The 14,103-nt window shown below is 65.4% G+C and carries 13 protein-coding genes; 9 read left to right on the top strand and 4 right to left on the bottom strand.

Translation table 11 applies throughout. The features are described from left to right. The first annotated feature begins 94 nt into the window (after positions 1-94). Both prpB and prpC read left to right on the top strand, forming a co-directional pair. A complete protein-coding gene (gene prpB, locus KW845_RS03685; protein WP_218367812.1) occupies positions 95-988 on the top strand; it encodes a methylisocitrate lyase in 894 nt (297 codons plus the stop codon). Positions 989-1,057: 69 nt separating this feature from the next. Further along, positions 1,058-2,260 carry a 2-methylcitrate synthase gene (gene prpC, locus KW845_RS03680; protein WP_218367811.1) on the top strand — a complete coding sequence of 401 codons (1,203 nt, stop codon included), beginning with the start codon at positions 1,058-1,060 and terminating at the stop codon, positions 2,258-2,260. Between the two features lie 83 nt (positions 2,261-2,343). Here the strand turns inward: prpC and KW845_RS03675 are convergent, their stop codons facing one another. Next, entirely contained in the window at positions 2,344-2,520 is a 177-nt protein-coding gene (locus KW845_RS03675) for a hypothetical protein (RefSeq protein WP_218367810.1), read from the bottom strand. 280 nt (positions 2,521-2,800) lie between these two features. On the opposite strand from KW845_RS03675, the gene KW845_RS03670 reads away from it, so the two are divergent. The 7 genes from KW845_RS03670 (at position 2,801) to KW845_RS03640 (ending at position 9,328) form a co-directional block, all read left to right on the top strand. Continuing rightward, positions 2,801-3,811 carry a tripartite tricarboxylate transporter substrate binding protein gene (locus tag KW845_RS03670; RefSeq protein WP_218367809.1) on the top strand — a complete coding sequence of 337 codons (1,011 nt, stop codon included), beginning with the start codon at positions 2,801-2,803 and terminating at the stop codon, positions 3,809-3,811. A gap of 25 nt (positions 3,812-3,836) precedes the next feature. After that, positions 3,837-4,805 carry a TauD/TfdA family dioxygenase gene (locus KW845_RS03665; protein ID WP_218367808.1) on the top strand — a complete coding sequence of 323 codons (969 nt, stop codon included), beginning with the start codon at positions 3,837-3,839 and terminating at the stop codon, positions 4,803-4,805. Continuing rightward, complete coding sequence (locus tag KW845_RS03660; RefSeq protein WP_218367807.1) at positions 4,802-5,668, top strand: sulfurtransferase; 867 nt, start codon at positions 4,802-4,804, stop codon at positions 5,666-5,668. Before KW845_RS03665 ends, KW845_RS03660 begins: the two co-directional genes overlap by 4 nt. A gap of 126 nt (positions 5,669-5,794) precedes the next feature. Further along, on the top strand, positions 5,795-6,748 hold the full coding sequence (locus tag KW845_RS03655; RefSeq protein ID WP_218367806.1) for an ABC transporter substrate-binding protein: 954 nt from the start codon (positions 5,795-5,797) through the stop codon (positions 6,746-6,748). Continuing rightward, complete coding sequence (locus KW845_RS03650) at positions 6,745-7,497, top strand: ABC transporter permease (protein ID WP_218367805.1); 753 nt, start codon at positions 6,745-6,747, stop codon at positions 7,495-7,497. The genes KW845_RS03655 and KW845_RS03650 overlap by 4 nt, the downstream gene beginning before the upstream one ends. Continuing rightward, positions 7,494-8,252, top strand: coding sequence for an ABC transporter ATP-binding protein (locus KW845_RS03645; protein WP_255592359.1), 759 nt, complete (start codon positions 7,494-7,496; stop codon positions 8,250-8,252). Before KW845_RS03650 ends, KW845_RS03645 begins: the two co-directional genes overlap by 4 nt. Then, a complete protein-coding gene (locus tag KW845_RS03640; protein WP_218367804.1) occupies positions 8,249-9,328 on the top strand; it encodes an LLM class flavin-dependent oxidoreductase in 1,080 nt (359 codons plus the stop codon). Before KW845_RS03645 ends, KW845_RS03640 begins: the two co-directional genes overlap by 4 nt. Positions 9,329-9,428: 100 nt before the next feature. Here the strand turns inward: KW845_RS03640 and prpF are convergent, their stop codons facing one another. From prpF to KW845_RS03625, 3 genes are all read right to left on the bottom strand, one after another. Beyond that, complete coding sequence (prpF, locus tag KW845_RS03635; protein ID WP_218367803.1) at positions 9,429-10,625, bottom strand: 2-methylaconitate cis-trans isomerase PrpF; 1,197 nt, start codon at positions 10,623-10,625, stop codon at positions 9,429-9,431. A gap of 69 nt (positions 10,626-10,694) precedes the next feature. Beyond that, a complete protein-coding gene (gene acnD / locus KW845_RS03630) occupies positions 10,695-13,310 on the bottom strand; it encodes a Fe/S-dependent 2-methylisocitrate dehydratase AcnD (RefSeq protein WP_218367802.1) in 2,616 nt (871 codons plus the stop codon). Beyond that, complete coding sequence (locus KW845_RS03625) at positions 13,307-14,017, bottom strand: GntR family transcriptional regulator (RefSeq protein WP_218367801.1); 711 nt, start codon at positions 14,015-14,017, stop codon at positions 13,307-13,309. Before KW845_RS03625 ends, acnD begins: the two co-directional genes overlap by 4 nt. Positions 14,018-14,103 lie beyond the last annotated feature (86 nt).

The raw sequence follows: 14,103 nt of genomic DNA, 5'->3' as shown, positions 1-14,103 counted from the left end.
AGCCTCCGGGCCCGCCCGGCACGCGGCGCTTTCGCTACATCAATCAGGCCCGGGCGCCCGAGCGAGCGTCCGTGCCTTCCACGGAGACTCGCCCATGACCCGTCCCGCTTCCCCCGGCGCCTTGTTCCGCCAGGCCCTGGCCGAAGAAACCCCCCTGCAGATCATCGGCGCCATCAACGCCAACCATGCCCTGCTCGCCAAGCGCGCCGGATATCGCGCCATTTACCTGTCGGGTGGCGGCGTAGCCGCCGGTTCGCTGGGCCTGCCCGACCTGGGCATCAATACGCTTGACGACGTGCTCACCGACGTGCGCCGCATCACCGATGTCTGCGACGTGCCGCTGGTGGTCGACATCGACACCGGCTTCGGCCCCTCGGCCTTCAATATCGCGCGCACCGTGAAAAGCCTGATCAAGTTCGGCGCGGCCGCCTGCCACATCGAAGACCAGGTCGGCGCCAAGCGATGCGGCCACCGGCCGGGCAAGGAAATCGTCAGCACCCAGGAAATGGCCGACCGGGTCAAGGCCGCTGCCGATGCCCGCACCGATTCCGACTTCTACCTGATCGCCCGCACCGACGCCATCGCCTCGCATGGCGTGGACGCCGCCATCGAGCGTGCCCTGGCCTGCGTGGAAGCCGGCGCCGACGCGATCTTCGCCGAAGCCGCCTACGACCTGCCCACTTACGACCGCTTTGCCAAGGCCGTGAAGGTGCCGGTGCTGGCCAACATCACCGAATTCGGCAAGACGCCTTTGTTCTCGGTGGAAGAACTGGGCAGCGTGGGCGTGGCCATGGTGCTGTACCCGCTGTCGGCCTTCCGCGCCATGAACAAGGCCGCCGAGAACGTCTACCAGGCCATCCGCCGCGACGGCCACCAGAAAAACGTGGTCGACACCATGCAGACCCGCGACGAACTGTACGACCGCATCGGCTACCACGCTTTCGAATCGCAGCTGGACGCGCTGTTCCAACAGGGCAAGGGCAAGTAAAACCGGCCCCTCTTCCCGTATTTTTGTTTACGCCCCAATCTACGCCCGCATGGGTAAGGAGTCTGAGACATGAGCACCTCGCAAAAGAAGCCGGCCGCCAAGAAAGCAAGCGCACCTGCACCTACCGAGGAAAAGGCCGGGTTCAAGCCCAAGAAATCCGTGGCGCTTTCCGGCGTGGTAGCGGGCAACACGGCGCTATGCACCGTGGGCCGCACGGGTAACGACTTGAACTACCGCGGCTATGACATCCTGGACTTCGCCAGCACCGCCGAGTTCGAGGAAATCGCCCACCTGCTGGTGCACGGCAAGCTGCCCACCAAGGCCGAGCTGAAGGCCTACAAGGAAAAGCTGCGTGCACTGCGCGGCCTGCCGGCCCAGTTGCAAAACGCCCTGGAAAGCCTGCCGGCATCCAGCCACCCCATGGACGTGATGCGCACCGCCGTGTCGGTGCTGGGCTGCGTGCTGCCCGAGAAAGACGACCACAACATTCCCGGCGCGCGCGACATCGCCGACCGCCTGATGGCCAACCTGGGCTCGGCGCTGCTGTACTGGTACCACTACAGCCATAACGGCCGCATCATCGACGTGCAAACCGATGACGACAGCATCGGCGGCCATTTCCTGCACTTGCTGCATGGGCAGAAGCCGTCCGACGATTGGGTGCGCGCCATGCACACCTCGCTGATCCTGTACGCCGAGCACGAGTTCAATGCCTCGACCTTCACCGGCCGCGTCATTGCCGGCACCGGCTCGGACATGTATTCGGCCATCACCGGCGCCATCGGTGCGCTGCGCGGGCCCAAGCACGGTGGCGCCAACGAAGTGGCCTTCGAAGTGCAACAGCGCTACGACAGCCCCGACGAAGCCGAAGCCGACATCCGCCGCCGCGTCGAGGCCAAGGAAGTCATCATCGGCTTTGGCCACCCGGTCTATACCGTGTCCGACCCGCGCAACAAGGTCATCAAGGAAGTCTCGCGCAAGCTGTCCAAAAAGGCCGGCAGCACCAAGATGTTCGACATCGCCGAACGCCTGGAAACCGTGATGTGGGACGTGAAGAAAATGTTCCCCAACCTGGACTGGTTCTCGGCCGTCAGCTACCACATGATGGGCGTGCCCACCGCCATGTTCACGCCGCTGTTCGTGATTGCGCGCACGGCGGGCTGGTCGGCCCACATCATCGAACAGCGTGTCGACAACAAGATCATCCGGCCCACCGCCAACTACATCGGACCGGAAGACCAGAAGTACGTGCCGCTGGAAAAGCGCAAGTAAGCACCCGCGGCACGGGCAAGCGCCGCCTGGTTGCCTGACCCGCACCCCAAGGGCTGGACTATGATCCAGCCCTTGGGGTTTTTTTAAACGAGCCGTCCCACTTCGCCCGCCAGATGGCTGGTGGAACCGTTGCCGCCCGAAGACATGTTCAAGCCGCCTGCGTCCTGGCGGGCCCGCGCAGCGAGCTGCGCCACGTCATCGGCGCCCAGGTCCGGGCGCGCCGCCAGGCGACCAGCCCACCACCAGCTTGATGGGCGCATTGAGGTAGGCCGCCGGCGCTTGTGCATGGGCAGCCGGTACCGCTTCAAGTTGACGTTGCCGCAGTGTAGAAAGGTCCACGGCGGATAACGAGCGACGTATTGTCATGGGGCGTCAACCCCAGGTTGACGCTCGCGCGCTGGCGAACCGATAGGCTTGCCGCTAGAGGCAACCGGGCCGGCGGTAATTTGTATAAGCATCTATACAAACAAATAATCGTTCGTTCGCACCCGCGGTGACGGCAGATAGTATTTTCGTTTACCCCCACTGCGCTTCACCGCTATGTCGTACCTTCACCTCTACCTGCAGCGGCAGGTCGCCAGTGTGGCTGCGCTGCTGGCGCTTGCCGGCGCCACGCTCACCGCCGCCTTGCCCGTCCACGCGCAGGACATCGACTATCCCGATCACGCCATACGGCTGGTAGTGCCCTACGCGCCGGGCGGCGGCCTTACGGTGGTGGGCCGCCCCCTGGCGCAAAAACTTTCGGAACGCCTGGGGCAACCCGTGGTGATCGAGTCACGCCCCGGTGCGGGCACGACGCTCGGCACCGCCACCGTGGCGCGCGCGCCTGCCGATGGCTATACCCTGCTGCTCACATTGGCCGCCTTCACCACAGGGCCCAGTGTGTATGCGAATCTGCCCTACGACGTGGAGCACGACTTCGCGCCTATCTCGACCATCAGTGCGTCGACGTCTATCCTGGCCGTGCCGCCTTCGGTGCCGGTCCATACGCTGGCTGAATTGCGAGACTATGCCAAGCGCAAGCCCGGTGGGCTGAATTACGCATCGTCCGGCCTGGGCGGCGACATGCACCTGTCCATCGCGTCGCTTTTCAAGCAGACCGGCATACCCGGAACGCACGTGCCCTATAACGGCGGCGGGCCCGCAGTAAACGCGCTGCTGGCGGGGCAGGTGGACGTGATGCTCGTTCCGGCGTCCTTCGGCCTGCCCCTGGTGTTAAGCGGCCGCCTGCGCCCCATCGCCGTGTCCTCGCGCGAACGCTGGAAGAAGGACCTGCCGGATACGCCCACGCTGGCCGAGTCGGGTTTCCAGGGACTGGACCTGGATGGCTGGTCGGGCCTGCTCGCTCCGCGCGGCACGCCGGACGCGATCGTGCGCAGGCTGAACAAGGAAGTCAACGGCATCCTGCGCGAGCCCGAATTTCGCACCTACCTGGAAAGCGTAAACCTGACACCGCTGGGCAGTACGCCGGAATCGTTTGAGGCCATCGTCACCCGTGACGTGAAGCGCTGGCAGCAGGTTGCCCTGCAGATCGGATTGCGCCCCGAATGAAATCATGAAAGGAGCTCAGGCCATCATGACCCAAGATACGTATGAGGTGAACGCGCGGGATCCGGAATTCCCGCTGTTCGATGTGTATCCCGTCAACGCGGCGTTCGGCGCCACGTTGCACATCGACGACGTGACACAACTGGATGAGCGTCAAACTGCTGAACTGCGCCGCGCCTGGTTGAAGTATCACGTCGTTCGCATCCGCGGCCAGCACCTCGATGATGCCGCACAGGTGGCGTTCGGCCGGCGTTTCGGCGAACTGAAGATCACGTCTCCCCTGCCCAATCCGCTGACGCGGGCCGACCTGGGCAAGGCGAGGCCTGGCATTACGCAAGCGCCACGCGACGAACGGTATCCGCAGATCACGATCGTATCCAACGTGGTGGACAAGGATCTCGCATTGGGCGGGCTCGGCAGCGGCGAACTGTCGTGGCACAGCGATATGTGCCAATTCGTGAAGCCTCCTAGCGCGACCATCGTCTACGGTGCCGAAATTCCAATCGGCCAGGGCGGCACCTCGTTCGCAAGCATGGCGCTGGCCGCCCGGCATCTTGCGCCTGAAGAACTGGCGTCGCTGAGCACCTTGTCCGTCAAGCAGGATGAAGTGATGGATTCTGCCGGCTACCCGCGCGCCGGTTATGCCGCGGTCACCGATGTCACGGCTTCGCCCGGCCGTGCGCAGCCGCTGGTCACCCGCCATCCCGAAACGGGCGCGCCTGTGCTGTTCCTGGGCCGCCGCCTGTATGCCCACGTACCCGGGCTGCCGGTGGACGAATCGGAACGGCTGCTCGACCGGTTATGGGCGCATGCGACCCAGGCACGTTTCGTATGGACGCACGACTGGAAGCCGGGCGATATCGTGATCTGGGATAACCGTAGCGTGCTGCACAAGCGCGAACCTTTCGATCCCGAGGCGCGCCGCATGCTGCGCCGCGTGGTCGTGGAAGGAGCAGAGCTGGTTCGCTTTGCCCTAGAGGAGACGGCTGGAGCATGACACATCCGTCCATCACCGGTTTGCGCGAGGGCACGATCGATGTCGATACGCTGCGCGCCCTGGCAGCAGTTTCCCCGGTAAACCTGCTCGAGATCCAGGCGCATTGCCCGGATCCATCGGCGGCGGTGCCAGCCACGCTGGCGGCCGGTGCAACGCGCATATTCTGGAAAGATCTGCTGTGGCTGCCGGATACCCGCGATTTTGCAGGGCGCGACCTGATCGAACAACGCTTGCAGGCCCTGGGGCTAGCCTCCTCGGCCCCCATCGTGGCCTACGGCGAGCACCGGCAATATGGCTTCTATGCCCGTTGGGCGCTGCGCCACGCCGGCCTGCGGCAGGTGTTCGTGCTGCAACGGCCTGAACTGTCGACGGAACCGCTGGCAGGCTCGGTGCAGCCGCAATCATCGGCCGGGCAACCCGTCGATATACAACCGGGTCCGCCGCCACGGCGCGCCCTGCGCCAGGACGTGCTGGATGCGCTGCGCGATGGCGGCATCCAGATCGTCGATGCGCGCACGCGGGAAGAATACGACGGCTGGCGCGTCAGCCCGCCCGGAGGCCCGGATCATGGCGCGGAACGTGCCGGGCACGTTCCAGGAGCGGTAAACCTGCATTACCAGGATCTGCTTGACGAGCACGGCGCCCTGAAGCCGCTGGACGAGTTGCGCCGGCGCGTGGCCGCCGCGGGCATCGATGGCAGCCGTCCGATCATCGCCTATTGCCGGCTATCGCATCGAGCCAGCCTGCTTGCGTACGTGCTGCAGGAAAAGCTGGGATACGCCGACGTACGCCTGTACGACGGATCATGGACCGAATGGGGCAGCACGGTGGGCTCGCCCATCGCCCACAACCGCCCGGCCTGACCCGGCCGCCGGATAGCTGCACGGGCGCCATCCCAGCCATCCGGAAACCGGTTCCAGGGCGCCTGAAGTTCTGCCGTTCCGCTTCTGCCGTTTCAAATTCCGCTTTTCCACTTCCAGAAACCTGCCATGCATTCCTTTCTTCGCATCATGTACACCGCGGGCGCCGCGCTCTGCCTCGCCGGCACGGCCGCCGCCGCCGACACGACGCTGCGTGTCGGCTACCTGCGCACCCAGGGCTATATCGCCGACTTCCCGCTCGCCCAGGTATCCGTCCCCGGGGTAAAGCTCGAGCTGATTCCCCTGGAAACCGGCAACGACGTGCTCGAAGCACTGAATGCGAACGCTATCGACGTAGGAGAGACTGGCGAGGTCCAACCCATCTTCGCGCAGAGCGGAAAGCGGCCGGTACGCGTGATCGCCGCCACGGCGCCGCAAACAGCCGCCACGGCCATCCTGGTCGCCAAGGATTCCCCCATCCAGTCCGTGGCGGACCTGAAAGGCAGGAAGGTCTCTTTCACCCAGGGAACGAACACCCATTGGCTGCTGCTGCAGACGCTGGCCACTGCCGGGCTCAAGCAGTCGGACATCACCCCGGTGCTGCTGGGATCGGCCGATGCCGGAACGGCGCTGAACAGCGGCAAGCTGGATGCCGCCATCGTCACTGCCCCCACCATCCAGATCTTGCAGTCCAAGGGCGCCCGCGTGCTGGTCGACGGCAAGGGCCTGGTCAATAGCTCGCTCTACTACCTGGCCAATACCCCGACCATCGCAGGCCCGAAGCGCGCGGCGCTCGAAGGTTTCGTCAGGGCGCTGGATCAGCATCTGACCTGGATCCAGAATCATCTGGACGAGCGCGCGGCGTATCTTTCGCCGAAATACGGCATCCCGGTTCCCCTGGTACGCGCGGCATCCGGCGTCATGGTGGACAGGCTGGTGCCTGTTGGCGATGGCGCGCTCGCCGCGTATACGCAGCGCATTGCCGACGCGTTCGCCGAGCAGAAACTCATACCGGGCCGGGTCGACGCGCGCCAGGAATTCGACGGCGCCTTCGACGGAGTACTGCGCCAGGGTGGCCAATGAGCACCTTGGCACGGCGTGCGGCAATCCCCGTCTTGCTGGTGGCGGCGTGGCAGCTCGCCGGCCAGAGCGGCCTGATCGACGCGCAGGAATTCAGTACGCCCTGGGATACGCTGCAGGCATTCCGCCAGATGCAGGCTGACGACGTGCTGCTGCCTTCGCTGGCCGTATCGCTGGCCCGCGCATCGACCGGACTGCTGCTTGGCGGCGGCCTCGGGCTCGTCCTGGGATTGCTGGTGGGACTGACGCGAAATGCAGAAAACCTGCTGGATGCCACCTTCCAGATGATTCGCACCCTGCCCCATCTGGCGCTGGTCCCGCTCTTCCTGATCTGGTTCGGCATCGGAGAAGAAGCCAAGGTGGCGCTGGTGGCACTCGGCAGTTTTTTTCCCTTGTACCTGAACACCTTCAAGGCCATCCGCGGGATCGATCCCAGGCTCATGGAGCTGGCCCACATCCAGTCTCTGGGCCGCTGGCAGTTGATCCGCGAGATCGTGCTGCCCGGCGCACTGCCCGGCATCATGGTGGGGCTGCGCCTATCCATCGGCACCGCCTGGATAAGCCTGATCGTGGCGGAACAGATGAATGCCAATTCGGGCATCGGTTTCCTTACGATGCAAGCCCGCACCTTCGGCCAGACGGCCGTCATCATGGCCTGCCTGGTCATCTACGCGAGCGTGGGGCTGGTGGCGGACCTGCTCGTTCGCGCACTCGAACAGCGCAGCAGCCGCTGGCAACGGAGCAATGCATGAGCGCAGTGATGGCGTCAATCCCGTCAAGGCAGCTTCCCGAACCGCGGGCCGGCGTCGTGCACATGCGCGGTGTCGGGCGCCGCTTCGACGGCCGCGACGTGCTGGCACAGATCGACCTGGATATCGGCCAGGGCGAGTTCGTTGCGCTGATCGGCCGCAGCGGCTCGGGAAAGTCCACGCTGTTGCGCATCCTTAGTGGCCTCGACACCGGGGCCAGCGGATCTGTCCAGGCCGACCTGAACGCAGGCTACGTGTTCCAGGACGCCCGCCTGGTGCCATGGAAACGGGTATGGGAAAACATCACCCTGGGCTTGCGTGCACCGCGCAGGAAACGACGGGAAATTGCCGCGGCTGCGCTGGCCGAGGTCTGGCTGGCCGACAAGATAGACGCTTACCCCGCCACGCTGTCGGGCGGCCAGGCACAGCGGGTGGCCATCTGCCGGGCCCTGTTACGGCGCCCCCGCCTGCTGTTGCTGGACGAACCTTTCGGCGCGCTTGATGCATTGACACGCATGCAAATGCAAACACTGGTGGCGGATCTATGGACGCGGCATCGCATGGCGGCGCTGCTGGTCACCCATGACGTCGAAGAGGCCATCCTGCTGGCGGACCGCGTCCTGGTGCTCGAACAGGGGCGCATCGTCGCACGCCACGACATCCGGCTGCCAAGACCGCGCAGCCGCACCCAGGCCGACATCCTGCCCTTGCGCGAGCAACTGCTGGACGGCCTTGGACTGGAGAAACACGAGACATGAGCAAGACAGACTCCACACCGGCGACGCAACCGGTGCGGTTCGGCATATGGGCCCCGCATCGCGGGCATTGGGTTCAGGACCCCGGGCAGGAAAACGCAGGCGCGCCGTTCTCCCTGGCCCGCGACGTGGTGCTCAGCGCCGAGCGCTGCGGTTTCGATACCGCCTTGATCGCCCAGCACACCATCAATCCGCAGGGCCAGGATGCCGAGGTGCTGGATGCGTGGACGGCAGCGGCCGGCTTGGCAGCTTTGACCGAGCGCATCGAGATCATCGCTGCGATCAAGCCGCGCCTGGTGCATCCCGCGGTCCTGGCGAAAATGGCCCTGGGCATCGAGGACATCAGCAACGGCCGCTTCGCGATCAACCTGGTCAGCGCATGGTACCGCCCGGAACTCGAGTTGTCCGGCATCGGCTTCCCGCCGCACGATGCCCGCTATGCCTACAGCGCCGAATGGATACAGGTGGTGCGCGAGCTCACCGAGGGCCGGTCGGTCACCCACGCGGGCGAGGCGTTCACACTAGAGGATTTCTCGCTGCGGCCGGCCGCGCGCACGCGCGGCCGGCCATATATCTATTCCGGCGGAGAGTCCGAGCCGGGACGGCAGTTGGCGGTGGAACATGCCGACTGCTGGCTGGTGAACGGGCGCCCGCCCCAGGACTTGGAGCCGATGATCAAGGACGTGGCAAGCCGCCCTCGTGCCGGTGCGCCGATCACGTTCGGCACCACCGGCTATTCCCTGGTCAGGGAAACCGAAGCACAGGCCCAGGAAGAACTGGCCTACTGGCTGGCGGTCCAGGACGGCGCCAACGATACGGCTCGCCGCCGTGGCGATCATATCGATCCCGAAGCGAAGACCATCCACTACGTCAAGCAATACAAGGAAGGCCGGATGATAGGCGCCAACGGGGGCACCATTCCCGGCTTCGTCGGCAGCTATGACCAGGTCGCCGAACGCGTTGCACAGTTCCATGCGATCGGCATCAACACCTTCTTGCTGTCGTTCTTCCCGATGATCAGCGAACAAGAGCGCTTCGCCGCCGAGGTCATGCCGCGCGTGCGGGCGTTGACCCGCTAAGTCTCGGATACTGCCAGGTGCCTGGCTCCGTTAGGTGCCAGACACTGCTGTGTGCAGCCCCGTCCCGCCTCGGTGTCTGATACCCGGCATGCCGTGCGCCTTATTTCGCAGCGCCCGGTGCCCACGGTACCCGCACCCAACCTTCCATCATCACGCGGGCGCTGCGCGACATGACGGCCTTGGTGACTGTCCACTGGCCATCGACCAAACTCGCCTGCGCGCCCACGCGCAGCGTGCCCGACGGGTGGCCGAAGCGCACGCCGTCGCGCTCGCCGCCACCCGCGGCCAGGTTGACCAGCGTGCCAGGCACCGCGGCCGCCGTGGCGATGGCCACCGAGGCCGCGCCCATCATGGCGTGATGCAGCTTGCCCATCGACAGGGCGCGCACCAGTACGTCGACATCGCTCGCGTCAATCGGCTTGCCGCTGGAGGCGACGTAGCCCGCCGGCCTGGCCACGAAAGCAACCTTGGGCGTGTGCTGGCGGCCGGTGGCCTCTTGCACCGAACCGATCAGGCCCATACGCACCGCGCCGTGGGCCCGGATGGCCTCGAAGCGCGCCAGCGCGGCAGGATCGTCGTTAATGTCGTTCTGCAGCTCGGTACCGGTATAGCCCAGCGCCGCGGCGTCAAGAAAGATGGCGGGGATGCCGGAATTGATGAAAGTGGCCTTGAAAGTGCCCACGCCCGGCACCTCGAGCTCGTCCACCAGGTTGCCGGTGGGAAACATCGAACCGCCCTCTTCCCCGGCTTCGGCCGGATCTATGAATTCGAGACGCACCTCGGCGGCCGGGAAGGTCACGCCGTCCAGTTCGAAGTCGCCCGTCTCTTGCACCACGCCGCCGGACATGGGTACGTGGGCAATGATGGTCTTGCTGATATTGGCTTGCCAGATCCGCACGATAGCCACGCCGTTTTCGGGCACCCGCTGCGGATCGACCAGGCCATTGGCGATAGCAAAAGGGCCGACCGCGGCGGACAAGTTACCGCAATTGCCGCTCCAGTCCACGAACGGCTGGTCGATGGATACCTGGCCAAACAGGTAGTCCACATCGTGGTCCGGACGACGGCTCCGGGAAAGAATGACTGTCTTGCTGGTGCTGGAAGTTGCCCCGCCCATGCCGTCGATCTGCTTGCCGTACGGGTCGGGGCTGCCGATCACGCGCAGCAGCAGCGCATCGCGGTCGGGGCCGGGTACCTGGGCCGCCTCGGGCAGGTCTGTCAGCTTGAAGAACACGCCTTTGCTCGTGCCGCCGCGCATATAGGTGGCGGGAATCCTGATCTGGGGTGCTTGGGCCATGATGCCGTCCTGAAAACTGGATATCGGAAATACGCAGCGCCCATGCGGCGCTGCGCTTGCGGGTAAGAATCAGCCTGCCTTGCGGGCGGCGCCCGCGGACTGGGCTTCGAGGAAGTCTTGCGCGAAACGTTGCAACACACCGCCGGCCTCGTAGATCGACACTTCTTCGGCGGTATCCAGGCGGCAGGTCACGGGCACTTCCACAGCCTGTCCGTCCTGGCGGTGCACGACCAGCGTCAGGTCGGCGCGCGGGCGGCGCTCGCCCACGACGTCGTAGGTTTCAGTGCCATCCAGCGCCAGCGTCGTACGGTTGGTGCCGGGCTTGAATTCCAGCGGCAGCACGCCCATGCCGATCAGGTTGGTGCGGTGGATACGCTCGAAGCCTTCGGCGGCGATGGCCTCTACGCCGGCCAGGCGCACGCCCTTGGCAGCCCAGTCGCGCGAGGAACCCTGGCCGTAGTCGGCGCCCGCGACGATGATCAGCGGCTGCTTGCGTTGCATGTAGGTTTCGATGGCTTCCCACATGCGCATCACCTTGCCTTCCGGTTCGACACGCGCCAGCGACCCCTGCCTCACGCCGCCAGCCGCGTCGCGCACCATTTCGTTGTACAGCTTGGGATTCGCAAAGGTGGCGCGCTGCGCGGTCAGGTGGTCGCCCCGGTGGGTGGCGTAGGAATTGAAGTCTTCTTCGGGCAAGCCCATTTTCGCCAGGTACTCGCCGGCTGCGCTATCGAGCAAGATGGCGTTGGACGGCGAGAGATGGTCGGTTGTGATGTTGTCGCCCAGCAGCGCAAGCGGACGCATGCCTCGCAGGGTGCACGCGCCAGCCAGCGCGCCTTCCCAGTACGGGGGACGGCGAATATACGTGCTGGTGGGGCGCCACTGGTAAAGCGGGCTGACCGCCTCGCGGCGCTGGTCCCGGATACCGAACATGGGCTCGTAGACCTTGCGGAAATGATCCGGCTTGACGGCCGAGGCGACCACCTCGTCGATCTCTTCGTCGCTGGGCCAGATGTCTTTCAGGCGTACCGGCTTGCCGCTGGTGTCGGTGCCCAGCACGTCCTGCTCGATGTCGAAGCGGATGGTGCCGGCGATCGCGTAGGCCACGACCAGCGGCGGCGAGGCCAGGAAGGCTTGCTTGGCATAGGGGTGGATGCGCCCGTCGAAGTTGCGGTTGCCCGACAGCACAGCGGTGGAATACAGGTCGCGATCGATGATCTCTTGCTGGATTTTCGGGTCCAGCGCGCCGGACATGCCGTTGCAGGTGGTACAGGCAAAGGCGACGACGCCGAAGCCCAGTTGCTCGAGCTCGGTGGTCAGGCCGGCTTCATCCAGGTACAGCGATACCGCCTTCGACCCGGGAGCAAGCGAGGTCTTCACCCAGGGTTTGCGGGTCAGGCCCGCGCGGTTGGCATTGCGCGCCAGCAGGCCCGCCGCGATGACGTTGCGAGGATTGCTGGTGTTGGTGCAACTGGTGATGGCGGCGATGATCACCGCCCCGTCGGGCATCAGGCCGGGCTGGATCTCGGCAGGGCCGGCGATACCGCGCTCGGCCAGGTCGGCCACGGGCAGCCGGCGGTGCGGGTTGGACGGCCCGGCCAGCGTGCGCACCACGCTGGACAAATCGAATCGCAGCACGCGCTCGAACTGCACCTGATCCAGGCTGTCGGACCACAGGCCGGCGGCCTTGGCATAGGTTTCCACCAGCCGCACCTGCGCGTCGTCGCGGCCAGTCAGCTTCAGGTAGTCGATGGTCTGCTGGTCGATCGAGAACATCGCCGCCGTGGCGCCGTATTCCGGCGCCATGTTCGAGATGGTGGCGCGGTCGCCCAGCGTCAGGCTGGCTGCGCCCTCGCCAAAGAATTCCAGGTAGGCGCCCACGACTTTTTCCTTGCGCAGGAATTCGGTCAGGGTCAGCACGATGTCGGTGGCGGTGATGCCCGGCTGGCGGCGGCCCGTCAGTTCGACGCCCACGATGTCCGGCAGGCGCATCCAGGAAGCGCGGCCCAGCATGACGCTTTCGGCTTCCAGGCCGCCCACCCCGACGGCGAGCACGCCCAGCGCATCGACGTGCGGGGTGTGGCTGTCGGTGCCCACCAGCGTGTCCGGATAGGCCACGCCGTCCTGGGCATGGATGACCGGCGACATGCGCTCGAGGTTGATCTGGTGCATGATGCCGTTGCCCGGCGGCACCACATCGACATTGCGGAACGCCTCGCGGGTCCAGTCGATGAAGTGGAAGCGGTCTTCGTTGCGTCGATCTTCCACAGCGCGGTTTTTCTCGAACGCATCGGGCTCGAAGCCGCCGTGCTCGACCGCCAGCGAGTGGTCGACAATCAGCTGCACCGGAACCACCGGGTTCACCTTGGCCGGGTCGCCGCCCTTGTCCGCGATAGCATCGCGCAGGCCGGCAAGATCCACCAGCGCGGTCTGCCCGAGAATGTCGTGGCACACCACGCGGGCCGGAAACCACGGGAAATCAAGGTCGCGGCGGCGCTCGATCAGTTGCCGCAGCGCATCGTCGAGCAGCGACGGATCGCAGCGGCGCACCAGGTTTTCGGCCAGTACCCGAGAGGTATAGGGCAGGCCGTCATAGGCGCCAGGCGCGATCGCCTCTACGGCGGCGCGCATGTCGAAGTAGTCCAGGCTGGTGCCGGGCAGGGGCTTGCGGTATTTGATGTTCATGCCTCGGTGCGCTGCAGGTTGCCCTGCGCGATCTGATGTTCAATGTTGAGACGCGATGCGCGGATGTGCCTGCGCATCAGGAGTTCCGCCAATTCGCCGTCGCCATCGGCGATGGCGTCGAGAATGCGATGATGCTCGGCGTACGCCTGGCGGGGGCGATTGGGCGTGGCCGAATACTGGATGCGGTACATGCGCGCCAGTTGGTAGAGTTCGTCGCAAAGCATGCGGATCAGCATCTGGTTGCCGCTGGCCTGCACGATGCGGTAGTGGAAATCGTAGTCGCCTTCCTGCTGGTAGTAGCCGCGCCCGGCCTGGAAGGCCTCGTCGCGCTCGTGCGCCTCGAGCACGCTGCGCAGCTCGCCGGCCACCGCCGGCGTCATGCGTTCGGCGGCCAGGCGACAGGCCATGCCTTCCAGGGATTCGCGGATCTGGTAGAGCTCGCACAATTCTTGCTGGCTAAGCGCCACCACCCGCGCGCCCACGTGGGGGACGCGCACCAGCAGCCGCTGGCCCTCGAGCCGGTGGATGGCTTCACGCAGCGGGCCGCGGCTGATACCGTAGGTGCGCGCCAGTTCGGGCTCGGACATCTTGCTGCCAGGCGCGATCTCGCCCTTGACGATGGCCGACTGGATCTTGCGGAAGACGTGGTCCGACAGCGTTTCCGCCTCGCCCGGGGACACCGGCAATGTCAGGATTTTGGTCGTCATGTCGACAATCACTGTGTTATTACCTGCCAAATTATAGCTAAACTGTGTTTGTGAAGCCAGATTGTCAACAATCCCAGGAGCCCACC

Source organism: Bordetella sp. BOR01 (genome assembly GCF_019218885.1).
Taxonomy (GTDB): domain Bacteria; phylum Pseudomonadota; class Gammaproteobacteria; order Burkholderiales; family Burkholderiaceae_B; genus Bordetella_A.
Note: the sequence above shows the minus strand (reverse complement) of the source record. Positions and strands in the feature narration are given on the sequence as shown.